The organism is Paraburkholderia sp. BL6665CI2N2 (assembly GCF_004366535.1).
Lineage (GTDB): Bacteria > Pseudomonadota > Gammaproteobacteria > Burkholderiales > Burkholderiaceae > Paraburkholderia.
Map to the genome: position 1 here is coordinate 6,634,937 of NZ_SORC01000001.1, position 23,596 is coordinate 6,658,532.

Sequence of the window (23,596 nt, forward strand, 5' to 3'; positions counted from 1 at the left end):
TAACGTTAAATTTCGACTTCAAATAGAAAAGCCCGCTCGCGGCGGGCTGAAAGCGGTCTTATCCCAGAGGATGACTCTAGGTAGGGCGGAAAATGTTGGGGCGCTCTATCATCAGCGTTGGCGAATCGGCGTGTCCAGATAAGGACACGCGACCGGGACGGCGAAAGTCCGATCGAGGCAAAAGATTCAAGCTTGGTCGCTTGGGGGACCGCACGTCAGCGAGCAGGCCAGCCGTCCTGACCGGGTGTACGCGATGGGCGCACTCAAGCCCGTCCTCGGTGGGTGCCTTCCGCGTGTCCGGCGCTGCCTGGACAATCTCACCACGGTTCTTGCGGTGATCGCCAGACTCGCTGCCGCACACAGCGGTCACGCTTCTTTCCTCGACCACCCAGAAAAAGCCAAGCCCCATGTCCATCTCGCGTACAGGTTCGCTTGATGGAATGGGGCTTAAGTTGAGAGCGTTGCCCCGCACAGGGACAACGCTAATAGACCACTAACAAAGCAAGGAAAGGCCAAAGGCCCACGCGCTAAGCCAAAACCGCAATCAAACTTGCCGCAGACAATATTCCGCGACGGCATCGAGAACCGCTTCATCCTCGCCCACAGCAACAGCGCATTTAATGAGAACAGAAGGATGCAACGCCTGGCACTGTTCGATCACCAGAGGCAGATCTTTCCTGACATGCCCCCCTTGCCCAAAAAACACCGGCACGACGGTGACCACTTCACAGCCTTGAGCAACAAGCTCCCCCACGGCTGTAGGCAAATCCGGCTCCATCAACTCAAGAAACGCCAGCGCCACAGGTCCGGAGTCCGGAGAAGCGTCCCGCAACTTAACAGCCAAGCGCTCAAAAGGCTCGCGCCAGCGCGGGTCCCTTGCGCCATGGCCAAACAGAACCAGCCCTTGCGTAGCCATTTCATCAGCTCCTAATGCCGATCAACCCACTTCAACCCAACCAACCCAAGCACCAGATAAACCAATCCGGGCGTAGCCGCAGTCAAAGGAGCCGGCCAGGTATTCAACGTGCCGATATGCGAGAACAAAGTATTGAACAACTGGAAACTCATCCCCAGCATGATCCCGCCAAAAACCTTCATCCCAACAACCCCAGCCCGCGTATGCAAATACGCAAACGGTAACGACAAGACCAGCATCACGAACACAGCAAACGGATACAGCAACTTGCGCCACAACGCAATTTCATACCGCTGCGTATCCTGATGATTCTCAGTCAAATGCTGGATATACCGGAACAGATTGAACATCGACATCCGATCCGGCGACACCAGCAGCACCGACAGAATCTGCGGCGTCAATTCCGAGCGCAGCGAATACTCCGGCATCGCGACTTCCTTCGCCCGATACACCGGATTCAGCGCATCGGCGGGCGTACCCGGAGGAGGGGGCACATCGATCAATTGCGTATCGGTCACGCCAGTCAACTGCCAATGACCCGGCGGCTGATACTTGCCACTCTTCGCGGTCCGCACATTGGAGAGCCGGAACTTCGAATCGAATTCATAAATGCGCACATTGCTGATCGTCGCATCCGGCTTCAATTCGCCGACGTTCACGAAGCGCGTCACCTGCTCGCCGTCCGCGCGCGCCGTGAGCGTATCTTTCACCCACACACCGGACTCGAAGTTACTCGACACGGAAGACCCCAGCGCCTCGAGCCGCACACGCTCCGACAACTGATCCGTATAAGGCCCGACCACCTCGCCAATCAGATAAGTCAGCAAAACCAGCGGAATGCCGATCTTCAACAGCGAACGCAAAGCCTGATTCGTAGCGAGCCCGGACACGCGGAAAATCGTGTACTCGGAGTTCGCGGCCATCTGCGCGAACACATAAATCGCGCTGATCAACGCCGCGACCGGAATAATTTCGTAGAAGCGCGACGGCGTTTGCAACGCAACCCGCAACACCGCGTACTGGAATTTGTAGTTGCCGTGCCCGACCGAATTCAATTCGTTGATCAGGTCAAAGAAGAAAAACAGACCTGAAAAAGCAAACAGAATGAAGATGAACGTGAGATAGATCTGACGCGCGAAGTACCTTTCATAGATGCGCATCGGTCAGGCTCCCTGCGAACGGCTGAACATCGCTCGCGTGAAGAGCGGCCGGTTGCGCACGCGCAGCCAGAAAATAAACGTGACGATCGCCGCGACGATCACGTGCAGACCCACCAGTCCGACCGGGAACGACATCTTGCCCTGCTCGATCCACGACTGCACCACGTTCAACAGATTCGAATACGTTAGATAGATCAGCACGGCCATCACAAGATTGATGGTGCGGCTGCGCCGCGGATTCTGGTGCGCGAGCGGAATGGCCAGCAGCATCAGATTGATCGCGATGAGCGGTAGCCCCGCACGCCACGCGAATTCGGCGAGATTGTCGTTGGTCGGGTTGCGCAGCAGCGTGAGCGTGGGCGTGCCGGTCGTGCTGGGCGTATTGACGACCGGCTGGCTCTGGATCTTCACGCCATAGCGTTCGAACTCCATGATGCGGAAATCGGGCTGCCCCGGCTGGCCGTCGTAACGGCGGCCGTTTTCCAGCACGACGAAGCGATCGCCGTTCTTACGCGTTTCCGTATGGCCGGTCTTCGACACGACCACGTTGACCTTGCCGTTCTCCGTGCTGGTCACGAACACATTTTCCACGCGAGCCTGGTCGGGCGACATCTTCTCGATGAAGAACACGCGGTGGCTGGTGGCCGATTCGCGGAACTGCCCCGGCGCGAGCAGCGAGACCTCGTCACGTTGCTGGAAGCGCGCGCGGATCAGCTTGCTCTGCTGGTTCGACCACGGCCAGCCGACGAACACGAAGAACATGATGAGGATGATGATCGGCGTGGCAAAAATGCCGATCGGCTTGATGAAGCGCGTCAGACTGACACCCGAGGAGAGCCACACGACCATCTCGGAGTCTTTGTACCAACGGGTCAGGACGAACAGGATCGACACGAACAGGGTCGCGACGAGCATGATCGCCAGGTAGCCGATCACGGTCAGGCCGATCAGGACCAGCACGTCGCGCGGGTCGATCTCGCCCGAGGCTGCGAAGCCGACGATGCGGATCATCATCGTCGTCAGCACGAGCGTGAGGAGAACCATGAACACGGCACCAGCCGTATACGCGAGTTCGCGCTGGAGGGAGCGTTCGAAGATCATTATTGATGATGAGAGGGGGCGCTCTCAGTGGCGCACGGGTTGCTTCCCGTCACACCTCCGGTGCAGCCGCCGCAGGAAAAATAGCGGATAATTGCGGCTTTCATCCTAAGCCCAGATTTTATCCGAGGACAAGCGCGATGGACTTTAGCATAAAAGCCTGTGATTGGACCAAAGGCTCGTCAAACGGTTTCCTGACTGGGAAATCCGATTGCATCGTAATCGGCGTGTTCGAGTCGCAAACCCTGTCGGGTGCGGCTCTCGAGATCGACGAGGCCACCCGCGGCCTGCTGACCCGCATCATCAAGGCTGGCGACATGGACGGCAAGGCCGGCACCACGCTGTTCCTGCATGAAGTGTCGGGCATCGGCGCGTCCCGCGTGCTGCTGGTCGGCCTCGGCAAGCAGGACGCTTTCAACCAGAAAGCCTACGGCGACGCCGTGCGGGCCGCCTGGCGCGCGCTGCTCGGCACCAAGATCGTCCAGGTCACCTTCACGCTGGCGCAACTGCCGATCCTCGAACGCACGGCCGATTGGGGCGTGCGCGCCGCGATCCTCGCGCTGCGCGAGCTGACCTACAAGTTCACGCAGATGAAGAGCAAGCCGGATAATTCGGTGCGCGCCTTGAAGCGCATCGTCTTCAGCGTCAATACCGGCGACGAGAAGACCGCCAAGCTGGCCGCGAAGCAGGGCGCCGCGCTCGCCAACGGCATGGACCTGACGCGCGACCTCGGCAATCTGCCGAGCAATGTCTGCACGCCGACCTACCTCGCCAACACCGCCAAGAAGCTCGCCAAAGACTGGAAGCTGAAGGTCGAAGTGCTGGGCGAAAAGCAGTGCGAAGCGCTCAAGATGGGCTCGTTCCTGTCGGTCACGGCCGGCTCGGTCGAACCGGCGCAGTTCATCGTGCTGCAGTACCAGGGCGGCGCCGCGAAAGCCGCGCCGGTGGTGCTGGTCGGCAAGGGCGTGACGTTCGACACGGGCGGCATCTCGCTGAAACCCGGCGAAGGCATGGACGAGATGAAGTACGACATGTGCGGCGCCGGTTCGGTGCTGGGCACATTGCGCGCCGTCGCCGAAATGGGCTTGAAAATCAATGTGGTCGGCATCATTCCGGCGGTTGAGAACATGCCGTCGGCCACGGCCACCAAGCCGGGCGACATCGTCACCAGCATGAAGGGCTTGACGATCGAAGTGCTCAATACGGATGCTGAAGGCCGCCTGATTCTGTGCGACGCGCTGACCTACGCCGAGCGCTTCAAGCCGGCCGCGGTGATCGACATCGCCACGCTCACGGGCGCGTGCATCATCGCGCTGGGCCACCACAACAGCGGCCTGTTTTCGAAAGACGATGCGCTGGCGGGCGAGCTGCTCGACGCATCGCGTGAAGCGTCCGACCCGGCCTGGCGCCTGCCGCTCGACGACGAGTATCAGGATCAGCTCAAGTCGAACTTCGCGGATCTGGCCAACATCGGCGGCCGTCCGGCGGGCAGTGTGACGGCGGCGTGCTTCCTGTCGCGCTTCACCGAAGCCTATCCGTGGGCGCATCTGGATATCGCGGGCACGGCGTGGAAGAGCGGTGCGGCGAAGGGCGCCACCGGCCGTCCGGTGCCATTGCTCGCACAGTTCCTGATCGATAGGGCCGCTGACGGTCGCGCCGCACAATGACGCAATGCAGTAAAGGTGCGGGCGCGGCTGCGAATGCAGCCGCCAGGCGGAGCCGCCGATGACGAGAATCGACTTTCACTCGAACGTCGGCGATTCGCTGCTGTATGCGTGCCGCCTGATCCGCAAGGCGTATCAGGCGGGCCAGCCGACCATCGTGCTGGCCGAGCCCGCGCGCCTGAAGGCCTTCGACGAACAGTTGTGGATCTTCGGGCCGCTCGAGTTCGTGCCGCACTGCATGGCGGGCTCGCCGCTCGCCGCGCAAACGCCGATCGTGCTCACTTCCAGCCTCGACGATGTGCCGCATCATCAGGTGCTGCTCAATCTGGGCGCCACGGTGCCGGCGCAATTCGCGCGCTTCGAAAGATTGCTGGAAGTGGTCGGTAACGCACACGAGGAACTCGCGGCGGGCCGCGAACGCTATCGCTTCTATCGCGATCGCGGCTATGCTCTGAACAACTACAAGCAAGGCAGCTAGGTCCCATTCGGTCCGCGTCGCGTGTGTCGGGTTCAGTCATTCGGCATGCGCGCGGGCTGCTTCAGCTTCGACTCAAACACGGAGAGTGCACGTGTCCGATCCCAACGACGATTCGATCCCGGTTCTGCACGAGGTTCTCGTGCAGGGTCATCCTGTGCAGCCGCAGCAAACGTCGAGCGATGCGGCCAAACTGGACGGCCCGCGCGAACCCAGTTTCAAGGCGGAGCCCGTGCTCGCGCCGCAGCCGGTGCTGACGCCGGAGCAGGTGAGGTCGGCGGAGCCGGTGCTCGCGGCGCAGCCGTTGCACGCACAGGAACCGACCTTCGCACCGCAGCCGGCGGTGGCGCCGCAACCGGCCGATCCGCGGCAAGCGGCCGATCATCACCATCCAAAGAAGCGCTCGCGGGCGCACCCGGCCGCCGAACCGCGGCGTGCGCATGACGACGCATTCGCGACGTCCGCGGGCGTGTTCGATCGGGCCGAGCCGATTACGCCGCTCGAGGCGGGCTCGACCGTACCGCCGGATATCGCGCGCGAAGGCGCGGGCGAGCCGCCGGTGGATCTCGATCTGGACGCCGACGTCATCGCCGAACGTCTGCGCCGACGCATCGCGGGTTTCCTGGCGGGCGACGGGCGCAGCGTAATCGAGGAACGTTGCCGCGAGACCTTGCACGCGCACACGGGGTGGCTCATCGACCAGATCACGCGCGAAGTGGCGCTCACGCTGGAGAATGAGATGACGAGCTGGGTGCGGGAAGCGGTGGTGGAAGAGATCGCGCGGCGCGCCTCAGGCAGCGCGTGATCCTATGAGATGAAGTGCGGGCGCGCCAAGCGGCGCTCGCGCGCAGTGCTCCTCGCCTGAACAGGCTTATTTGAGCTTGAGCACCCAGCTTGCGAGCGTAGCTGCCTGATCGGGCGTGAGTTGCGTATTCGCGGGCATCGGCACTTCACCCCACACGCCCGTGCTGCCATCCAGAATCTTGTGCTTCAGATAAGTGGCGGCGTCTTCGCGGCCGGCATATTTCGCCGCGACATCATGCAGCGCCGGTCCCATGAAGGAACGCGTGACCGAGTGGCAACTCATGCAGTTCTGCTGCTGGGCCAGCGCGAGGCCCGCGGCATCGGCATACGCCGCCGGACTGCCGGCACTCAACGCGGCGCCCAGCACGACGGCCGCTGCAAGCGCTGTGTGCGACTTTGATTTCATTCTGGTCTCCGTCGGTGCAAGCGCCCGACTTGTGGTGCCAGCATTATAAAAGGAAAGGGGCGCACGGTTTCCCATGCGCCCCTTTCGCTTTCACGTAGCTTTAGGCCGTCTCACAGGCCGGTCGCCGCGATCCCGGCCGACGTGCGTTCACCACGCCAACCATAGCGTAGCCGTCGCTCAGCCCGTTATCGCCCCCTTGTTGGCCGGCTGTGCCAACGCGAAGTACTTCGCCATCACGCCACGCGTGTAACGCGGCTTCGGCTGCTGCCATGCGGCGCGGCGCCGCTCCAGTTCGGCGTCGTCGATATTCAGTTGCAGCAGCAGCTTGTGCGCGTCGATCGTGATCGAGTCGCCTTCCTGCACGAACGCGATCGTGCCGCCCACGAAGGCCTCCGGCGCAACGTGCCCGACCACCATGCCCCACGTGCCGCCCGAGAAGCGGCCGTCGGTGATCAGCCCGACGCTTTCGCCGAGACCCTTGCCGATGATCGCCGAGGTCGGCGCGAGCATCTCCGGCATGCCGGGGCCGCCCTTGGGACCGAGGTAGCGCAGCACCACGACGTCGCCGGCCACGATCCTGTCGGCCAGAATCGCTTCGAGCGCGCTTTGCTCGTCGTCGAACACGCGCGCCGGGCCGGTGATAACCGGGTTCTTCAAGCCGGTGATCTTGGCGACCGCGCCGTCGACGGCCAGGTTGCCCTTCAGGATCGCGAGGTGGCCTTCCTTGTAGAGCGCCTTGTCGATCGGGAAAATCACCTGCTGATCGGCGCGCGGCTTGCCTGGCACGTCCTTCAACTCTTCGGCGATGGTCCGCCCGGTGATCGTGACGCAATCGCCGTGCAGCATGCCCGCGTCGAGCAGGATCTTCATGACTTGCGGAATGCCGCCTGCCTTATGCAGGTCGGTGGCCACGAACTGGCCTGAAGGCTTCAGATTGCAGATCACCGGCACCTTCTTGCGCATGCGCTCGAAGTCGTCGATGCTCCATTCCACTTCGGCCGCGTGGGCGATCGCCAGGAAGTGCAGCACGGCGTTGGTCGAGCCGCCGGTGGCCATGATCACGGCCACGGCGTTTTCGATCGACTTCTTCGTGACGATGTCGCGCGGCTTCAGATCCTTCTTGACCGCTTCGACCAGCACGCGAGCCGATTCGGCCGCCGAGTCGACCTTTTCCTGATCCGGATTGGCCATCGTCGACGAATACAGCAGCGACATGCCCAGCGCCTCGAAAGACGAGCTCATGGTGTTGGCGGTGTACATGCCGCCGCACGAACCCGTGGACGGGCAGGCGTTCTGTTCGATCCCGTCGAAATCTTCCTGCGACATCCGGCCGGCCGTGAACTCGCCCACGGCTTCGAACGACGACACGATGGTCAGGTCGGTGCCCTTCCAGTTGCCCGGACGGATGGTGCCGCCGTACACGTAGATGCTCGGCACATTGGTGCGCAGCATGCCGATCATGCCGCCGGGCATGTTCTTGTCGCAGCCGCCGATCACGACCACGCCGTCCATCCACTGACCTTGCACGCAGGTCTCGATGCAGTCGGAGATGACTTCGCGCGACACGAGCGAGTACTTCATGCCTTCGGTGCCCATCGACATGCCGTCGGAAATGGTCGGCGTGCCGAAGATCTGCGGATTGGCGTCGGCGCCCTTGATCGCGGCGACGGCGGCATCGGCGAGACGCTGCAAGCCGGCGTTGCACGGTGTGATGGTCGAATGGCCGTTGGCGATGCCGATCATCGGCTTGTCGAAGTCGGCCTTCTCGTAGCCGAGCGCGTAGTACATCGAGCGATTCGGCGAGCGCGCCACGCCCTGCGTGATGTTCTTCGAACGACGGTTGTATGCCATGGGGAACTCCTGTCCTTTTGTTTTGATCCGCACCGCGCTGCGGGTTTCAGTCGCGCCGGCGTGGGCTGCCGGCGGCATCCGTCCAGTGTAGACCGGCGTGCCGCGCAACGACGCAGTTTTGCGATGCGCGCGTCCAATGTATTATTCGTGGCTCATTAGGTCGTAAAATGTATCACTCATGCTGCCAGCCATTCCTGATCTGCGCCAGTTGCGCTATTTCGTGACCGTCGCCGAAGAGAAGCACTTCGGGCGCGCGGCCGTGCGCCTCTCGATGACGCAGCCGCCCTTGTCGCAAGCCATCCGCGCGCTCGAAGAGACGCTCGGCGTCGAATTGTTCGCGCGCACCAAGCGTTCCGTCGAACTGACGTCAGTGGGCGCAGATTTGCTGCCTGAGGTGCAGCGCCTGCTGGCGAGCGCCGAGGGCCTGCGGCCGCTCGCGCAGAGCCTTGCGCGTGGCGAGGCGGGCGTGTTGTCGCTGGCTTTCGTGTCCACGGCTGACTACGGGCTTCTGCCGCTGTTGCTGCGCGACTTCGGCGCGCGTCATCCGCGCGTGCGGCTGGAATTGACCGAAGCCACCAGCGACATACAGGTCGACGAACTGGTGGCCGGGCGCATCGACGCGGGTCTCGTGATCGCGCCGCTGCCGTCGCGCCACGCCCCCCAGCTCTCGTGGCTGCCGATCGCGCGCGAGCCGCTGGTGATCGCCATGTCGACGGAGATGGCGGCGCGCGTGGCCAGCGCCAGTGGCGACCATGCCGACCCGCGCGCCGAATGGCTGGACACGCCGATCAGCCTGCGCGATGTCGCCGACGCGCCGCTCGTGGTCTTCCCAAGACGTCTGGCGCCGGGCTTTTATGACATCATTATGGATTGCTACGGCGTGGCGGGCCTTGCGCCCCGGGTCGGCCAGGAAGCGATCCAGATGCAAACGATCGTGAGCCTCGTGTCGGCCGGCATGGGTGTCGCACTGGTGCCGCAATCGTTACGTAATCTGCGCCGCACCGGCGTGGTGTACCGGCCGCTTTCCGAGTCGGTGCCCGCGATCGAGACGGGCCTCGTCTGGCGGACCGCGGAGGTGAGCCCGGTGCTGGCGGGTTTCATCGACATCGTGCGGGCGCATGCGGCGACCGTCGAGGCGCAACAATCCGCCGCGCCGCGCCTATAGACGCGTCCGCGCGAACGCATTGCCGGCCGGACCGTCCAATGCATGCACCGCAAGCTGCGGGCAGCGCCGCCCGTTACTAGACTTTTCGCTTCTGAACCTGAACTGCCCATAACAACACGATGCTCATTCACCCCAATTTCGACCCCATTGCCATTCATCTGGGGCCGCTCGCCGTGCGCTGGTATGGACTGATGTACCTCGTCGCGTTCATCGCGGCGATCGTGGTCGGCCGGTTGCGGCTGCGTTTGCCGTATGTCGCGGCGCAAGGCTGGACCGTCAAGGATATCGACGACATGCTGTTTTACGGCGTGTTGGGCACGATTCTCGGCGGCCGGCTCGGCTACGTGTTGTTCTACAAGGCGAGCTTTTATTTCGCGCATCCGCTCGACATCTTCAAGGTCTGGGAAGGCGGCATGTCGTTTCACGGCGGCTTTCTCGGCGTGACGCTGGCCATGGTGCTGTTCGCGTATCAGCGCAGACGCTCGTGGCTGCAGGTCACCGACTTTGTCGCGCCGATGGTGCCGACCGGGCTCGCGGCAGGGCGTCTTGGCAATTTCATCAACGGCGAGTTGTGGGGCCGCGTGACCGATCCGTCGGCGCCGTGGGCCATGCTGTTTCCAGGCGCCGCGCCCGACGACGCCGCGTGGCTCACCGCGCATCCGCAACTGGCCGCGCAATGGCATCTGAACGAAGTGTTCGCGCAATATCACATGCTGCCGCGCCATCCCTCGGAACTGTATGAAATCGCGCTGGAAGGCGTCGCGCTGTTCTTCGTGCTGTTCTTCTTCTCACGCAAGCCGAAGCCGATGGGCGCGATTTCCGCCGTGTTTCTGATCGGCTACGGCCTCGCGCGCTTCACGGTCGAATTCGCGCGCGAGCCGGACGACTTCCTCGGCTTGCTGGCCATGGGACTGTCCATGGGGCAATGGTTGTCGCTGCCGATGATCGTCGTCGGTATCGGCATGCTGGTGTGGTCTTATCGCCGCGCGCGCCACGAACCGGCGCAGGCGGTCAGCGCGAACTGACCGCTACGGTTTATCGTGGCGAGTGGTCAAATGAGAAAAGCCGCGCGAGCGGCTTTTCTTTTACTGCGTCGAAGCAGTGCTTCTAATACCAGGAAGCGTTATTTCATCTGCACCGAGCCCGACACGTTGACGGTTACCGTCGACGTTCCGCCTTCGATCGGCACCGGCGCCGCGGCCTTTGCGTCGGCGCCCATGGCGCGCGCGCTCATCATCATCACCGGACGCGGCATCACGCCGTTGTGGCCGACGTTGACCTCGCGAATCGAATAACCGCTGTAGCCGAACGCCTGCGCGGACGAAGCGGCCTGCTCGCGGAACGACTTGATCGCTTCGCCGGTGAGCTTCTGCTCCGCCGCGCGCTGCGCTTCAGGCGAGAGCGAGAACTGCACATTGCCGACCTGCATGATCGATGCCATCTGACCCGCGAGCTTGGACACTGCGGCGAAGTCGTGCGATTCGAGCACGATCTCCGTCCGGCCGCGCCATGCGGAAATGCGCCCGTCACGGTCGGTGGACGGATAGATCGAGAACGAGCCCGTGCGCGCCGTCACGCCGCTCACACCCTTGGCTTTTTGCAGGGCCGAATCGGCGCGCTGGTTCAGCGTTGACGTGAGCGCCGACGGATCGCTCGCTTCCTGCTCGTAGAACAGCGTGATATCGACGACGTCTTGCGGCACTTCGGCGCTGGCCTGCGCGTTCAACGACAGCACGCCTGCCGGCTGATATTGGCCGGTGCTTTGCGCGCGTGCCATGGCCGGCGTCAGTGCGAGCGCGGCGGGCGCGGCGCAGACGAGAGCGAAAGCGAGTGCACGTGCGGTGTTTTTCGTCATTGTTGGACTCCTTGCTTGAACAGGTTGTGCACGATTGGTGCAAACGCCGCGCCGTGGCATGGCGTTTGCGAGATCGTTAGGCGCTTGTAACCTGAGCTTGGTTCCCGGGTTTGACGTTGCTTTAACGTTTGCGTGTACACAAATACGCGCCACGCATTCATCGTGCATGCACGATCAGGCGAGCCGTTTTGTGATGAATCGCCATTCGGCCTCGGTCACCGGTGTAATCGACAGGCGGTTACCTTTGGCGAGCACGCGCATGTCCGCGAGTTCGTCGTGCTCGCGTAACGCGGCGAGCGGAATAAGCGGGATCTTCTTCTTGAACACCACATCGACGAGCACCCAGCGGGGCGTTTCCTGCGACGACTTCGCGTCGTAGTAGGGGCTCTTCTTGTCGAACTGCGTCGGGTCGGGATACGCAGTGGACGATACCTCCGCAATGCCCGCGATGCCAGGCTCCGGACAGCTCGAGTGATAGAACAGCACACCGTCGCCGACCTGCATCATGTCGCGCATGAAATTGCGCGCCTGATAGTTGCGCACGCCGGTCCACGGCAATGTGCGATGCGGTGCGTTGGCGAGATGGTCGATGCTTGCTTCGTCCGGTTCGGACTTCATTAGCCAGTAGCGCATGAATCGAATTGAACGTTAAGGGGTTGAAGATGCGGAAGAAATCGGCCAACAAAAAACAGCGCCCAAAGAAAAACGGCACCGAACCGAAGTCCGATGCCGTTCTAAATAAGGTCCCCGCCTTAGCCGCTAGGCCGGCATCCTGAACCGGGGGTTCAGAATTGGTCGCAGTTAGCAACACTTCGGGTACATCAGACAGAGTGACGCGCACACCCGTGCTACAAATTTCCGCAACCGTGCACATGGCATTGGTTCAAGGAATATATGACCTTGGCGAACCAGGCAGGGAAGCTAAACCGATGAAGCTGAAAAACGAACTACCGATTGAACTCAAACGTTTGCTGAATCTTGCACACCTTGTGCTCACACATTCCGTTTGAATCCGCCGCCGATCTCAGGACCGGCAGCACGATAACACATGTACCTTATTGCACGCTGTACTGCTCAATCACAGTACCTAGTTGTTCGTTCATTTGATGCATTGTACGCCGGATTTCTTCAGCGGGAAATGCTTCTCCGTGTCTCACGCTCGATTGCAGTCTAAGCAGTTCCGATGCCAGCGACAGCGCAGCCATGACGGCAATGCGATCCGTGCCGCGCACGTTGCTGTTATTGCGGATCTTCGACATTTCGGCGTCGACGCGTGCAACCGCTTCGAGCAGCGCCGCTTCCGTTTCCGGCGAGCAGGCGAGGCGATAGGGCACGCCGAGAATCGATACTTCGATCTGCTTGGTGGTCATGCATTTTCTCCGTGGCGGGTCACGTCGCTCCCGGCTTCGGCTACTTGCTGAGCCGGCTCGAGCAGATCGAGCTGGTTGTCCGGCTCACTGTGCGCGCGCGCACGCGGCAGCTTCTCGAGGATCGCGTTCAGGCGCACTTGTGCGTCGTCGATCTTCGCCGAAAGCGCGTCGCGCTCCGCCTGCAGCGCGTTACGTTCCTCGCGCAGCATTGCAAGTTCCGTGCGCGTGGCTTCGGCGTCGGCGCGCGATTGCGCGAGTTGCTCTTCGAGCGCGAGTCGCGCCTCATTGTGGCGCTGGCTGATCGCGATCAGCTTGCCGATATTTTGTGAAAGTGTTTCGAGTTCGGTGAGCATCTGCTGCGTCCTCTAAAGACATCGCATTTTAGCGCGGAATGTCGCAGGTTCCGACAATTGTCTCGTTTCGAGACGTAACAACATCGCTTTGTGCAGGCTTTTTATCGACCATATGATGAAAAAGTACTCACGCGTCGGACAAGAGCCTGCACTTAACAGAACACATGGCCTGCGATCTCACCATTCTTGACGGACTCCGAGGCCGCTCCTAAACTGCCCGCACTCTGGTGCCCGCGTGCGGCATTTTTTCAACGGCCCACGCAGTTAAACGGGAAGCAGGGCGCGCGGTTCATCTGGATTCAGCTAAACGCGCCAACCTGCGCTGCCCCCGCAACGGTAAGCGACCACATTCGTCATGCAAGTCGATCCCGCTCGCGAGCTGGAAGTTCAACTCGCGAGTGTGCCACTGCGCGTCTCGCGTGGGAAGGCGGGATCGATGCGTCGCCAGCCCGGATACCGGCCAGAGGGAGAGGCACGTCCCGCGCGAAAATGTTAAATACGCGGGCGCCTCGTTACGCATCGGCCTGCGGGGAAGCGGGCCGCGCACGCTATCCACAGGACGTTCACCCCATGCTGTCCCCCTTCGCCCGCGCGGCGCTGCTCGCCTTTTCGAGCCTGCCGATCGTGGTGCACGCGCAAGCTGCGTCTCCATCTTCTGCTTCATCTGCTTCGTCTTCGTCGGCGGATTCTTCGAGTTCGGTGTCCTCTTCGGCGGTGCTGTCGCCCGTGGTGGTGACCGCGGATCGCGGGCCGCAAGCGCTCGCCGACACGATCCCGCAGACCTCGCTGTTCGATCAGCAGGATATCGCCGACACCACCGCGACCGATTTGCCGGGCCTCCTGCAACTCGCGCCCGGCGCGCAAATCTCGCGCACGGGTGGTCCCGGTTCGACGACGAGCCTCTCCTTGCGCGGCGCGTCCTCGACGCAATCGCTGCTGCTGATCGACGGCGTGCGCGTCGATTCGGTGAGTCTGGGTGCCCCGCAACTCGCGCAGATTCCACTCGACCAGATCGATCACGTGGAGGTGGTAAACGGCAACGTGTCGGCGTTATACGGCTCGGGCGCGATCGGCGGTGTGGTGCAGGTGTTCACGAAAAGCGGCGGCGATCACCCGCCGCGTTTCAATTTTTCGCTCGGCTACGGCAGCTATCACACGCAGACGCAGCAGGCGGGCGTGAACGGCGCATTGGACCAGGACGGCAATACCACCTTCAGCATTTCGCTAGCGCGTTCGAAGGACGACGGCTTCTCGTCGCTGAACACGAAGGAGGCGCCCAGCGCCAATCCGAACGCGAACGGTTATCTGAACGAGAGCGTCTCGGCTTCGCTGCGCCACAAGTTCAACGACAAATGGGACGCCGGCGCCAGCTACTTGCAGTCGAACGGCAACAACAGCTACGACAACGCGTACGGCGTGCCGACCGATCTGAACAACCTGTATAGCAAGGTGCGCCAGGTCTCGGTGTTCGCGAACGGCAAGCTGGCCGACTGGTGGACCACGCACTTCATCGTCGCCGAAGGCGACGACCGCAGCGTGTCGAACACCAACGGCGTGTACAACGGCCGCTTCGATACCGACAATCGCCAATACACATGGCAGAACGATTTCGCGCTGGCCGCGCAGCAGAAACTGCAGGTCGGTTATGAGCATCTCGATCAAAGCCTCGATTCGGACACGTTCGCGGCGCCGGACCGTCATGTGGATTCGGGCTTCGCCGGCTATACGGGACGCTTCGGGCGCAACCAGTTTCAGGCCAACGTTCGGCGCGACCAGTATTCCGATTTCGGCGGAGCGAACAGTTACTATCTCGGCTACGGTTTCGACATCACCGGCCATTGGAAGGTGACCGCAAGCTATTCGGATTCGTTTCGCGCGCCGAGCTTCGACGATCTGTACTATCCGATCAGCGGCAATCCGTCTATCCAGCCGGAGCGCAGCCATTCGATCGAAGCCGCGCTGCAGTACGCATCGAATGCGCTCGGCGTGATGCGCCTTTCCGCATTCCAGACGCGCTATTCGAATCTGATTAACTACGAGCAGGTGACGCCCGGCATCTATCTGGCCGAGAACGTCGGGCATGCGAAGGTGCAGGGCATCGAAGGATCGTGGAGCGGCCATGTCGGCAAGACGGACGTGCGCGCGTCGCTGACGCTGCAAAATCCCGTCGACCTCGACAACGATGCCGACCTCGTGCGGCGCGCCCGGCGCTTCGGGGCGCTGACGGTGAACCGCAGCATCGCCGGGTGGCGGGTGGGCGGCGAGTGGATCGTGAGCGGCCCGAGCAACGACAGCAGCGGCAAGCTGGGCGGCTATGGCGTGGTGAATCTGTCGGCGCGCTACAACATCACGAAAGCATGGTACGTGGCCGCGCAAATCCAGAATCTGTTGGACAAGGACTATGAAACGGCCTACTCGTATAACTCGCCACGGCGTGGTGCGTATCTCACGGTTGGTTGGCAGCAGCAGTGATGGTTACGCCTCCTCGTTGAGTTCGCGCGGATGAATCGCCATTCGGGTTCGATGCCCGCGACACTGCGCGTGATGAGCGCGAAGCGCGCGGCCGCGATCTGGCTGGCGCTCGCCCTGATTGCGCTGGCGGTGCTGATGGCGTCGCTCGCGCTTGGCAGCGTATCGCTCGCGCCAATGCGTGTGCTGGCGGCGCTGATGCCGTCGCATGCGCCGTCTGTCGGCACCGCCGACCTGACTGCGGAAATCGTCCGCACGCTGCGTCTGCCGCGCGCGGTAGCCGGCTTCGCCTGCGGCGCGCTGCTCGCGTTGGCCGGCGCGTTGCTGCAGGTGCTGTTGCGCAATCCGCTGGCCGAGCCCTACGTATTGGGCGTATCGGGCGGTGCGGCGAGCTTCGCGCTGGTCGCGATGATCGCCGGTTGCGCATGGTGGATTGTCGACGCAAGCGCATTCGCCGGCGCGTTCGTGTCGATCCTGCTGGTGCTCGGCCTCGCGCGCCGCGAGTTGTGGCGCGGCGAACCGCAGGACACGTCGCCGCGTTTGCTGCTGACCGGCGCGGTGATCGCAGCGGGCTGGGGCGCGCTGATAACTTTGCTGCTCAATCTCGCGCCCGATAACCGCTTGCGCGGCATGCTGTTCTGGCTGACTGGCGACCTCAACGGCGGCGCGATGCCGTGGACGGCGCTCATCGCGCTCGTCATCGTGCTGGTTGCGATCGTGCCCGCCGCACCGCGTCTGAATGTGCTGCTGCGTGGCGACGCCGCCGCGCAGGCATTAGGCGTCGCGGTGATGCCGCTGCGATTGCGGGTATATCTGGTGGCTTCGCTCGCCGCGGCCGCGGCGGTGACGACGGCGGGCACCATCGGCTTTGTCGGACTGGTCGTGCCGCACATGCTGCGGCTCGCGTTCGGCAACGATCAGCGCATGCTGCTGCCGGCCGCCGCACTCGGCGGCGGCGTCGCGGTGATGGGCGCGGACCTGATCGCGCGCACCGTGATCGCGCCGGCGCAGTTGCCGGTCGGCGTGATCACGTCGATCATCGGTGTGCCGGTGTTTCTGTGGATGCTGCTGCGCAGGCGCCGATGATGCAAACCCGTCACGCTCCTTCTCATGAAGCGACCCTCAGCGCGCAACGTCTGACCTTGCGCGTCGGCGCGCGCACTTTGCTCGACGCCTTCACGCATACCTTCTACGCCGGCGAGATCTGGTGTATCGCCGGCCCGAACGGCGCGGGCAAGACGACTTTGCTCTCCACGCTCGCGGGTTTGCTGCAACCGTGCGCGGGACATGTCGAACTCGATGGCGTGCGCCTCGCCGACTGGCCGCCAATGCCGCTCGCGCAACGCCGCGCGCTGATGCCGCAAAGCGCGCCCGACGCGTTCAGCGCGAGCGTGCTCGATATCGTGATGCTGAACCGCTTCCCGCATCTCAGCGGCTGGGGCTGGGAACGCGAAGCCGATCGCGAAGCGGCGCACGCGGCGCTGGATCTGTTGGGACTCGCCGCATTCGCCGCGCGCGATGTGCTGTCGCTCTCGGGCGGCGAGCGGCAACGCGTGGCGCTGGCGGCGGTGCTGTGCCAGGACGCGCCGTTGCTGTTGCTCGACGAACCGTTGTCGCATCTCGATCTGCATCATCAGATCGACTGCCTCGAAGCGCTGGCCGCGTGGACGCGCGAGCCTCGGCGTACAGTGATGTTTTCATGCCACGACCTGAACCTCGCGCGCCGTTTCGCGACGCATGCGCTGCTGCTCGACGGCGCGGGCGGCGTGTATGCCGGACCGGTGCACGACGTGCTGACGCCGACGCTGGCGAGCCGTGCATTCGGCTACCCGTTGATTCTGATTCGCGACGGCGAACACGAGGCGCTGATTCCCGCACCGCGCGCGCGTCACGAATCGCCTGCCGGCCATGACACGCCGGCAAGCTGACCGCTTCATTCCAACATTCTCTTTCAAACACGCTCATGACTTCATTGCCACGCTTGCCTGGATTGCCCGAAGTCGAACCACTCGATCAAACGCTGCGTGACGAGTTGCAGCACATCATCGATACCAAGACGAAGCCGCCCGGCAGTCTCGGCCGGCTCGAAACGCTCGCGCGTCAGATGGGCCTGATTCAGCGCACCACGCATCCCACCGTGACGCGCCCGGCGATGATCGTGTTCGCCGGCGACCACGGCGTTGCCGAGGAGGGCGTGAGCCCTTATCCGCAAGCGGTGACCGCGCAGATGGTCGCCAACTTTCTCGCGGGCGGCGCGGCGATCAATGCGTTGAGCCGCGTCTCGGGCATCGAACTCGAAGTCGTCAACGCGGGCATTGCGACGCCGTTGCCATCCACCGCGGGTCTTATCGACATTCCGATTATGGCCGGCACCCGCAACTTCGCGCGCGAACCGGCCATGAGCCGCGACCAGGCAATCGCCGCGATGCAGGCGGGCGCGGCGCGCGTGCGGCATCACGCGGCGCTCGGCACCAATGTGATCGGCTTCGGCGAGATGGGGATCGCGAACACCTCGGCGGCCGCGTGTCTGATGAGCCGCTTGTGCGGTGTGCCGATCGACGAATGCGTCGGCCGCGGCACGGGGCTCGACAACGCGGGGCTCGCCAGGAAGCGCAACGTGCTGGCGTCGGCGCTCGCGTGTCACCCTGTGTCCAGCGATCCGCTCGACGTGCTCGCCACTTTCGGCGGCTTCGAGATCGCGATGATGGCAGGCGCGTATCTCGCGGCCGCCGAGGCGCGCATGACGATTCTGGTCGACGGCTTCATCGGCACCTCGGCCTTGCTGATCGCCGACGCCTTCGCGCCGAGCGTGCGCGAGTACTGCGTGTTCGCGCATGCGTCGAACGAAGCGGGGCATCGGCGCATGCTCGATCATTTCGGCGCGCTGCCGTTGCTGTCGCTCGACATGCGTCTGGGTGAAGGCACCGGCGCGGCGCTCGCGGTGCCGTTATTGCGCGCGGCAACGGCCTTCGTCAACGAAATGGCGAGCTTCGAATCGGCCGGCGTCGCGAATCGTGATGCGTGAGCCGTTCGATCGTTCAGCCAGAAACGCACGCCTCGCACAATCATGAATCCGCTCGCTGAACTGCGGTACTTCTTCACAGCGCTCGGCTATTTCACGCGCATGCCCGTGCCGCGCTGGGTCGGCTATGAGCCGCACTATCTGAACGCGGCGGCGCGTTATTTTCCGCTCGTCGGCGTATTGATCGGCGGATTGAGCGCGCTGGTCTATCTCGCCGCGCTGCGTGTATTTCCTGCGGGCGTGGCGGTGCTGTTGTCGATGGCCGCGTCGCTGCTCGTGACCGGCGCGTTTCACGAAGACGGCCTCGCCGATTGCGTCGATGCGTTCGGTGGCGCCTATACGCGCGAAGACGTATTGCGAATCATGCATGATTCACGCATCGGTGCTTTCGGTGCTATCGCACTCGTCGTCGCGCTTGCGTTGAAGTGGCAAACGCTCGCCGCATTGCCGCCGGTGCGCGCCGCAAGTCTGATGATTGCCGCGCACGCGGCGAGCCGCACCTGTGCGATCAGCTACCTGGCCACGCTCGATTACGTGCGCGCCGAAGGCAAGGCCAAACCGGTCGCGCAGCGCCTGAGTGTAGGGGCGTTCATGTGCGCAGCGATGTTCGGTTTGCCGTGGTTGCTGTGGCCGAATGGGCTCGCCGCGCCGGACTGGCGCTTCGCGGGTTCGGTGATTGTGGTTCTGGTCGTGCTTCGTATCGCGATGGGCCGTTATTTCGTCAGACGCATTGGCGGGTATACCGGCGACTGCCTCGGCTTCGCGCAGCAAGTTTTTGAATTGAGCATCTACCTGGTGGGGCTCGCATGGATATCGTCCTGATTCGTCATCCCGCGGTCGCGCTCGACGCGGGCGTGTGTTACGGCCACAGCGACGTGGCGCTCGCCGAAGATGCCGAGGTGTCGTCGACGACACTTGCCCTGAAGCTTGCGACCTTGCAGGTGCCCGCGCCGCGCGTGCTGATGTCGAGTCCGCTGAAGCGCTGCTCGGCCCTCGCCGCCGAGTTGGCGAACGACTTCGGCAGCGTGGTCAGTCACGACGACCGGCTGATGGAAATGGATTTCGGCAACTGGGAGGCGCAGCGCTGGGATGCCATCGATCGCGAATTGCTCGATGACTGGGCGGTCAACTTCGAACACGCGCGGGCGCATGGCGGCGAAAGCGTCGCGCAGTTCGTCGCGCGGGTGCGGGCATGGCTCGATGCATTCGCGCTCACGCGAGAGTTGTCGCCGGCTTATGTGGTCACGCATGCGGGCGTGATGCGGGCGATTGCGTCGATCGTGCTGGACGTGCCGCTGGAGCGTTGTTTGCGATGGTCGCTCGATACGACCGGGATTGTCTGGTTGCGCAGAAACGATGAAACGCAGCAGTGGGTGTTGGTGCGGTGGAATGCGTGAGGCGCGTTGCGGCTGGATGGTCCTCGCGTTACTGCGCGCCAGGCTTCCTGCGTGAACGCGCCACTTCGAGGTCCTCGCACATTTGCTTCGCGCCTTGCGCAATGCGAGGCGCGGGGCGGTTGATCAGATCGCCGTCGATCGCGAAGAGGTTGTTGTTTGCCACGGCGGTCAGGCTCGGCCATGCGCGCCATGTGCCGAGTTGCGGCAAGGTGGTGTCCGGCCTGGTCGCGCCCGGTGCTGCGGTGACGATTGCTTCCGGATTCGCGGCGAGCACCGCTTCCGTCGACACCGTTGGCACCAGCGGCTCGAGTCCGGCGAACACATTGCGGCCGCCGCACAGCGCGATGACGTCGCTGACCATATGCTTGCCGTTGAGCGTCATCAACGGTTGATCCCACACCTGATAGAACACGCTGACGGGCGGCCGGCTCGCGTACTGGTTGCGCAGTTTCGCGATGTCCTGACGATAGGCGGCCGCCGCCGCATCCGCGGTCGATGACGTGCCCAACAATTGTCCGAGTTTTGTCAGCGACACGGCGACGTCGTCGAGATGATGCGGCTCGCTGAAGAACAACGGAATGTGCATCTCGCGCAGGCGATCGAGCTGACGCTGCGCATTGCCATGGCGCCACACCACGATCAGATCGGGTTTGAGCGCGACGATGCGTTCGAGATCGAGTGCCTTGTTATCGCCGACGCGCGGCAACTGTTTCGCCTCGGGCGGATAGTCGCTGTACGAGACGGCGCCGACCACTTTCGCACCGGCGCCCGCGGCGTACAGCAATTCGGTGACGTGCGGCGCGAGGCTGATGACGCGTTGCGCGGGAGCGGGCAGCGTGACGGTTGCACCGGTGTCGTCGACGACGGAGATGGCGGCATGAGCGTGCAGGGCGGTGATGAATAGTGTGGAGGCGAGGGCGAGTCGGTTCATCGGTGAGGCTGCGGGGCGCGGAATGATGGTGGGAGCGAGTTCGACTTTCTGAATCAACCCGCTCGCGTGGGATCGATTTCTCGTGCGGCTTCGCGCATGCTTTCTTCGAAGCGTGCCCATTCAGCTTCGTTCGCGGGCAAGCCGAATCGAACGCTGCCCGACGATGTGAATAGCCGCGTCCACACGCCGCGTCGCGCGAGGGCTGCATGCAGAGCGGCGGCGCGTGGGTCGTCGGTCCACGCGAAAAGCGGCGTGCTGCGGGTGTTGAAACCTTGCGCATGCAACAGACCGGTCAGGCGCGCGCTTTCTGCATCGAGTCGTGTGCGCATATCACGTTGCCAGGCTTCATCGGCGAATGCGGCTTTGACGGCGTGACGGGCTGGACCACTGACCGTCCACGCGCCGAGCGCGCCGCGCAACCTTTGGAGCAAAGCAGGCACGCCGAGTACAAATCCCGCGCGTACACCGGCGAGGCCGAAAAATTTTCCCGGCGAGCGCAATACGATCAAGCCCTCGCGATGCGTGCTCGCCGCGAGCGAGGCAGCCGGCATCGTATCGGCGAAGGCCTCATCGACCAGCAGCGTGCCGCCGCGCGCGCTCAGCTGTGCATGCCAGTGCAGCAGCCTGGCGGCGCTCAGATGCGCGGCGGTCGGATTGTTCGGATTCACGACGACTACATGCATGAGCGCTTCGGGCAACGTTTCCCACGCGACGTCGAGCGGCATCACTTCATGGCCGCTGCGCTCGAATGCGGGCGCGTATTCGCTATACGTAAGCGGCGCGATGCCGACGCATGCGCGCGGCAGCAGCGCGGGCAGCGCGCGAATCGCCGCCTGACTGCCCGCGACCGGCAGTACATGCGTCGCGTCGGGCGCGCCGTAATAGCGCGCGGCGCACGCGGCGAAATCGTCGCCTTCGTCGGGCAGACGGCGCCAGGCATCGGCGGGGACCGGCGGGACCGGATAGCCGTGCGGATTGATACCGGTCGACAGATCGAGCCACTGCGCGTACGGAATGTCGTAGCGCCGCGCCGCTTCGTGCAGATTGCCGCCGTGCACGACTGCATCTATCGCGGCGAATGTTTCGCCGCCCACGTGGACGTTCACTGAATCAACCATGAAACGGCACGCTTAACAACGCCAGCACGATCAACACCGCAAGCCACAGAATCACCGTACGCTCGACCAGCATCAATGCGGCGCTCACGTGACTGGCTTTCGCGGTATGCCCGAAGCCGAGCGTCGGCCGGTGTTCCAGCGCGCCGTGATACACCGCCGGCCCGCCGATCAGCACGTTCAGGCTGCCCGCGCCCGATGCCATCACCGGCCCGGCGTTCGGGCTGTCCCACCTTGGCGCCTGCTCGCGCCAGCAGCGCCACGCGGTGCGCGTGTCGCCGAGCAACGCGTAGCTCGCGGCGGTCAGGCGCGCGGGAATCCAGTTGAGCACGTCGTCGATACGCGCGGCGGCCCAGCCGTAGCGCAAATAGCGCGGCGTGCGATAACCCCACATGGCGTCGAGCGTGTTGGCGAGGCGGAACGCGAGCGCGCCCGGACCGCCCGCAATGGCGAACCAGAACAGCGCGCCGAAGATCGCGTCGTTGCCGTTTTCGAGCGCCGATTCGACGGCGGCGCGCGATAACGCACCTTCGTCGGCGTCCGCGGTTTCGCGCGAGACGATGCGCGCGGTCAGCAAACGCGCTTGCGGGAGATCACGCTGCACCAACGCCTGCGCGATCGGCGCGATGTGCTCGTGCAGACTGCGCGCGCCGAGCGCGAACCACAGCAGCAGCACATGCGCCACGCAGGCCGCGTAGAACGGCAGCACGGCGATCAGACACCATGCGATCAGCACCGGCGGCATGATCGCCAGCGACCACGCCAGCAGACCTTTAAGACGTAGGCGCCGCCCAGTGTTGTAGCGTTTTTCCAGGCGCTTCGCCCAGTTGCCGAAGCCCACCAGCGGATGCGCCGCGCGCGGCTCGCCGAACCAGCGGTCGACGGCGACGCCCGCGGTGGCCAGCGTCACGAGAAGCGGGAGCGAGAGCATCACGCGTGGCTCGCGGTTTTCAGCGCGAGCGGCAAACCGGCGACCATCATCGTGGCCTGAGTGCTCAACGCGGCGATGCGCTGGTTGAGCCGGCCGAGTTCATCGACGTAAAGACGCGTGGCCGCGCCGAGCGGCACCACGCCCAGGCCGATTTCATTGCTGACCACGATGAGCTTGCCTTTGGCGTTGATGAGGGCCGCTTCGAGCGCGGCGACATGCGCGTGATAGTGCTCGAGCGGCAGGGCGTCGCCTTCTGGCGGACACAGCAGATTGGCGAGCCACAACGTGAGGCAATCGATCAGGATGCAGTGGCCGGACGCGTCGTTTTGCGTCACGGCGCCGGCGAGATCGACGGCCGCTTCGAACAGTTGCCAATGCCCCGGCCGCCGTTCGCGATGATGCGCGATGCGCGCGCGAAATTCGGCGTCGTCCGTCACGCGCGCGGTGGCGATGTAGGTGACGGGGAGGGCGCTGTCGGCGGCAAGCTGTTCGGCGTGCGCGCTCTTGCCTGAGCGGGCGCCGCCGAGTACGAAGGTGAGGTCGCGGGGAGTCATCGCGTGATTGTACCGGCGTGCAGCGCGGGCCGGCGCGATGGGATAATGCCGCGTTTGATG

General features: G+C 63.6%; 24 protein-coding genes, 1 other RNA gene and 1 riboswitch. Of the genes, 11 read left to right on the forward strand and 14 right to left on the reverse strand.

Annotated elements, in window-relative coordinates; all coding sequences use genetic code 11:
• Nucleotides 1–544: 544 nt before the first annotated feature.
• The 3 genes from B0G81_RS29765 to lptF are packed head-to-tail and all read right to left on the reverse strand — an operon-like array spanning nt 545 to nt 3,177.
• Nucleotides 545–916, reverse strand: coding sequence for a CbiX/SirB N-terminal domain-containing protein (locus B0G81_RS29765; protein WP_134140357.1), 372 nt, complete (start codon nt 914–916; stop codon nt 545–547).
• Nucleotides 917–927: 11 nt separating this feature from the next.
• Nucleotides 928–2,076 carry an LPS export ABC transporter permease LptG gene (gene lptG / locus B0G81_RS29770; RefSeq protein WP_106279858.1) on the reverse strand — a complete coding sequence of 383 codons (1,149 nt, stop codon included), beginning with the start codon at nt 2,074–2,076 and terminating at the stop codon, nt 928–930.
• Nucleotides 2,077–2,079: 3 nt separating this feature from the next.
• Entirely contained in the window at nt 2,080–3,177 is a 1,098-nt protein-coding gene (gene lptF, locus B0G81_RS29775; protein ID WP_106279860.1) for an LPS export ABC transporter permease LptF, read from the reverse strand.
• Nucleotides 3,178–3,314: 137 nt separating this feature from the next.
• Here lptF and B0G81_RS29780 point away from each other — a divergent pair, with 137 nt between their 5' ends.
• The 3 genes from B0G81_RS29780 (at nt 3,315) to B0G81_RS29790 (ending at nt 6,118) form a co-directional block, all read left to right on the forward strand.
• The gene (locus B0G81_RS29780) at nt 3,315–4,841 is read left to right on the forward strand and encodes a leucyl aminopeptidase (RefSeq protein WP_134140358.1); all 1,527 of its coding nucleotides are present in this window, start codon (nt 3,315–3,317) and stop codon (nt 4,839–4,841) included.
• A gap of 58 nt (nt 4,842–4,899) precedes the next feature.
• Nucleotides 4,900–5,316 (forward strand): DNA polymerase III subunit chi, encoded by a 417-nt coding sequence (locus B0G81_RS29785; protein ID WP_134140359.1) that lies wholly within the window; start codon nt 4,900–4,902, stop codon nt 5,314–5,316.
• Between the two features lie 91 nt (nt 5,317–5,407).
• Nucleotides 5,408–6,118, forward strand: a complete 711-nt coding sequence (locus B0G81_RS29790; protein ID WP_134140360.1) for a DUF2486 family protein — start codon at nt 5,408–5,410, stop codon at nt 6,116–6,118.
• Nucleotides 6,119–6,184: 66 nt separating this feature from the next.
• Here the strand turns inward: B0G81_RS29790 and B0G81_RS29795 are convergent, their stop codons facing one another.
• Both B0G81_RS29795 and ilvD read right to left on the reverse strand, forming a co-directional pair.
• The gene (locus tag B0G81_RS29795) at nt 6,185–6,523 is read right to left on the reverse strand and encodes a c-type cytochrome (protein ID WP_134140361.1); all 339 of its coding nucleotides are present in this window, start codon (nt 6,521–6,523) and stop codon (nt 6,185–6,187) included.
• Between the two features lie 177 nt (nt 6,524–6,700).
• Nucleotides 6,701–8,374, reverse strand: coding sequence for a dihydroxy-acid dehydratase (gene ilvD, locus B0G81_RS29800; RefSeq protein ID WP_134140362.1), 1,674 nt, complete (start codon nt 8,372–8,374; stop codon nt 6,701–6,703).
• 178 nt (nt 8,375–8,552) lie between these two features.
• Between ilvD and B0G81_RS29805 the strand changes: the two genes are divergently transcribed.
• On the forward strand, nt 8,553–9,539 hold the full coding sequence (locus tag B0G81_RS29805; RefSeq protein WP_134140363.1) for a LysR family transcriptional regulator: 987 nt from the start codon (nt 8,553–8,555) through the stop codon (nt 9,537–9,539).
• Between the two features lie 119 nt (nt 9,540–9,658).
• The gene (gene lgt / locus B0G81_RS29810; protein ID WP_134140364.1) at nt 9,659–10,564 is read left to right on the forward strand and encodes a prolipoprotein diacylglyceryl transferase; all 906 of its coding nucleotides are present in this window, start codon (nt 9,659–9,661) and stop codon (nt 10,562–10,564) included.
• A 98-nt stretch (nt 10,565–10,662) separates the two neighbouring features.
• Here the strand turns inward: lgt and B0G81_RS29815 are convergent, their stop codons facing one another.
• The 5 genes from B0G81_RS29815 to B0G81_RS29835 form a co-directional block, all read right to left on the reverse strand.
• Nucleotides 10,663–11,394, reverse strand: coding sequence for an SIMPL domain-containing protein (locus tag B0G81_RS29815; RefSeq protein ID WP_106279874.1), 732 nt, complete (start codon nt 11,392–11,394; stop codon nt 10,663–10,665).
• Nucleotides 11,395–11,568: 174 nt separating this feature from the next.
• On the reverse strand, nt 11,569–12,027 hold the full coding sequence (locus B0G81_RS29820; protein WP_012432042.1) for an EVE domain-containing protein: 459 nt from the start codon (nt 12,025–12,027) through the stop codon (nt 11,569–11,571).
• Between the two features lie 107 nt (nt 12,028–12,134).
• A non-coding RNA gene (gene ssrS / locus B0G81_RS29825) (6S RNA) lies at nt 12,135–12,316 on the reverse strand.
• 133 nt (nt 12,317–12,449) lie between these two features.
• Nucleotides 12,450–12,764 (reverse strand): cell division protein ZapA, encoded by a 315-nt coding sequence (locus B0G81_RS29830; RefSeq protein WP_106279877.1) that lies wholly within the window; start codon nt 12,762–12,764, stop codon nt 12,450–12,452.
• Nucleotides 12,761–13,117 carry an ATPase gene (locus B0G81_RS29835; RefSeq protein ID WP_106279879.1) on the reverse strand — a complete coding sequence of 119 codons (357 nt, stop codon included), beginning with the start codon at nt 13,115–13,117 and terminating at the stop codon, nt 12,761–12,763. The genes B0G81_RS29830 and B0G81_RS29835 overlap by 4 nt, the downstream gene beginning before the upstream one ends.
• 208 nt (nt 13,118–13,325) lie before the next feature.
• A riboswitch (cobalamin riboswitch) is annotated at nt 13,326–13,597 on the forward strand.
• A 90-nt stretch (nt 13,598–13,687) separates the two neighbouring features.
• On the opposite strand from B0G81_RS29835, the gene B0G81_RS29840 reads away from it, so the two are divergent.
• From B0G81_RS29840 to cobC, 6 genes are read left to right on the forward strand one after another with little or no spacing between them, the layout of a single operon-like run.
• Entirely contained in the window at nt 13,688–15,589 is a 1,902-nt protein-coding gene (locus B0G81_RS29840) for a TonB-dependent receptor (protein ID WP_134140365.1), read from the forward strand.
• Between the two features lie 30 nt (nt 15,590–15,619).
• Nucleotides 15,620–16,672, forward strand: coding sequence for an iron ABC transporter permease (locus B0G81_RS29845; RefSeq protein WP_134140366.1), 1,053 nt, complete (start codon nt 15,620–15,622; stop codon nt 16,670–16,672).
• A complete protein-coding gene (locus tag B0G81_RS29850) occupies nt 16,672–17,514 on the forward strand; it encodes an ABC transporter ATP-binding protein (protein WP_134143250.1) in 843 nt (280 codons plus the stop codon). The genes B0G81_RS29845 and B0G81_RS29850 overlap by 1 nt, the downstream gene beginning before the upstream one ends.
• Before the next feature lie 35 nt (nt 17,515–17,549).
• Nucleotides 17,550–18,611, forward strand: a complete 1,062-nt coding sequence (gene cobT / locus B0G81_RS29855) for a nicotinate-nucleotide--dimethylbenzimidazole phosphoribosyltransferase (protein WP_134140367.1) — start codon at nt 17,550–17,552, stop codon at nt 18,609–18,611.
• Nucleotides 18,612–18,653: 42 nt separating this feature from the next.
• On the forward strand, nt 18,654–19,430 hold the full coding sequence (locus B0G81_RS29860) for an adenosylcobinamide-GDP ribazoletransferase (protein ID WP_134140369.1): 777 nt from the start codon (nt 18,654–18,656) through the stop codon (nt 19,428–19,430).
• Entirely contained in the window at nt 19,415–20,005 is a 591-nt protein-coding gene (gene cobC / locus B0G81_RS29865) for an alpha-ribazole phosphatase (RefSeq protein ID WP_106279891.1), read from the forward strand. The genes B0G81_RS29860 and cobC overlap by 16 nt, the downstream gene beginning before the upstream one ends.
• Nucleotides 20,006–20,033: 28 nt before the next feature.
• Here the strand turns inward: cobC and B0G81_RS29870 are convergent, their stop codons facing one another.
• The 4 genes from B0G81_RS29870 to cobU are packed head-to-tail and all read right to left on the reverse strand — an operon-like array spanning nt 20,034 to nt 23,536.
• Entirely contained in the window at nt 20,034–20,936 is a 903-nt protein-coding gene (locus B0G81_RS29870; RefSeq protein ID WP_134140370.1) for a cobalamin-binding protein, read from the reverse strand.
• A 53-nt stretch (nt 20,937–20,989) separates the two neighbouring features.
• Nucleotides 20,990–22,054, reverse strand: a complete 1,065-nt coding sequence (cobD, locus tag B0G81_RS29875) for a threonine-phosphate decarboxylase CobD (RefSeq protein WP_134140372.1) — start codon at nt 22,052–22,054, stop codon at nt 20,990–20,992.
• Complete coding sequence (cbiB, locus tag B0G81_RS29880; protein ID WP_134143251.1) at nt 22,047–22,982, reverse strand: adenosylcobinamide-phosphate synthase CbiB; 936 nt, start codon at nt 22,980–22,982, stop codon at nt 22,047–22,049. Before cbiB ends, cobD begins: the two co-directional genes overlap by 8 nt.
• Nucleotides 22,982–23,536: a bifunctional adenosylcobinamide kinase/adenosylcobinamide-phosphate guanylyltransferase gene (gene cobU, locus B0G81_RS29885; protein WP_134140374.1), complete on the reverse strand. Its 555-nt coding sequence runs from the start codon at nt 23,534–23,536 to the stop codon at nt 22,982–22,984. The genes cbiB and cobU overlap by 1 nt, the downstream gene beginning before the upstream one ends.
• Nucleotides 23,537–23,596: the final 60 nt, after the last annotated feature.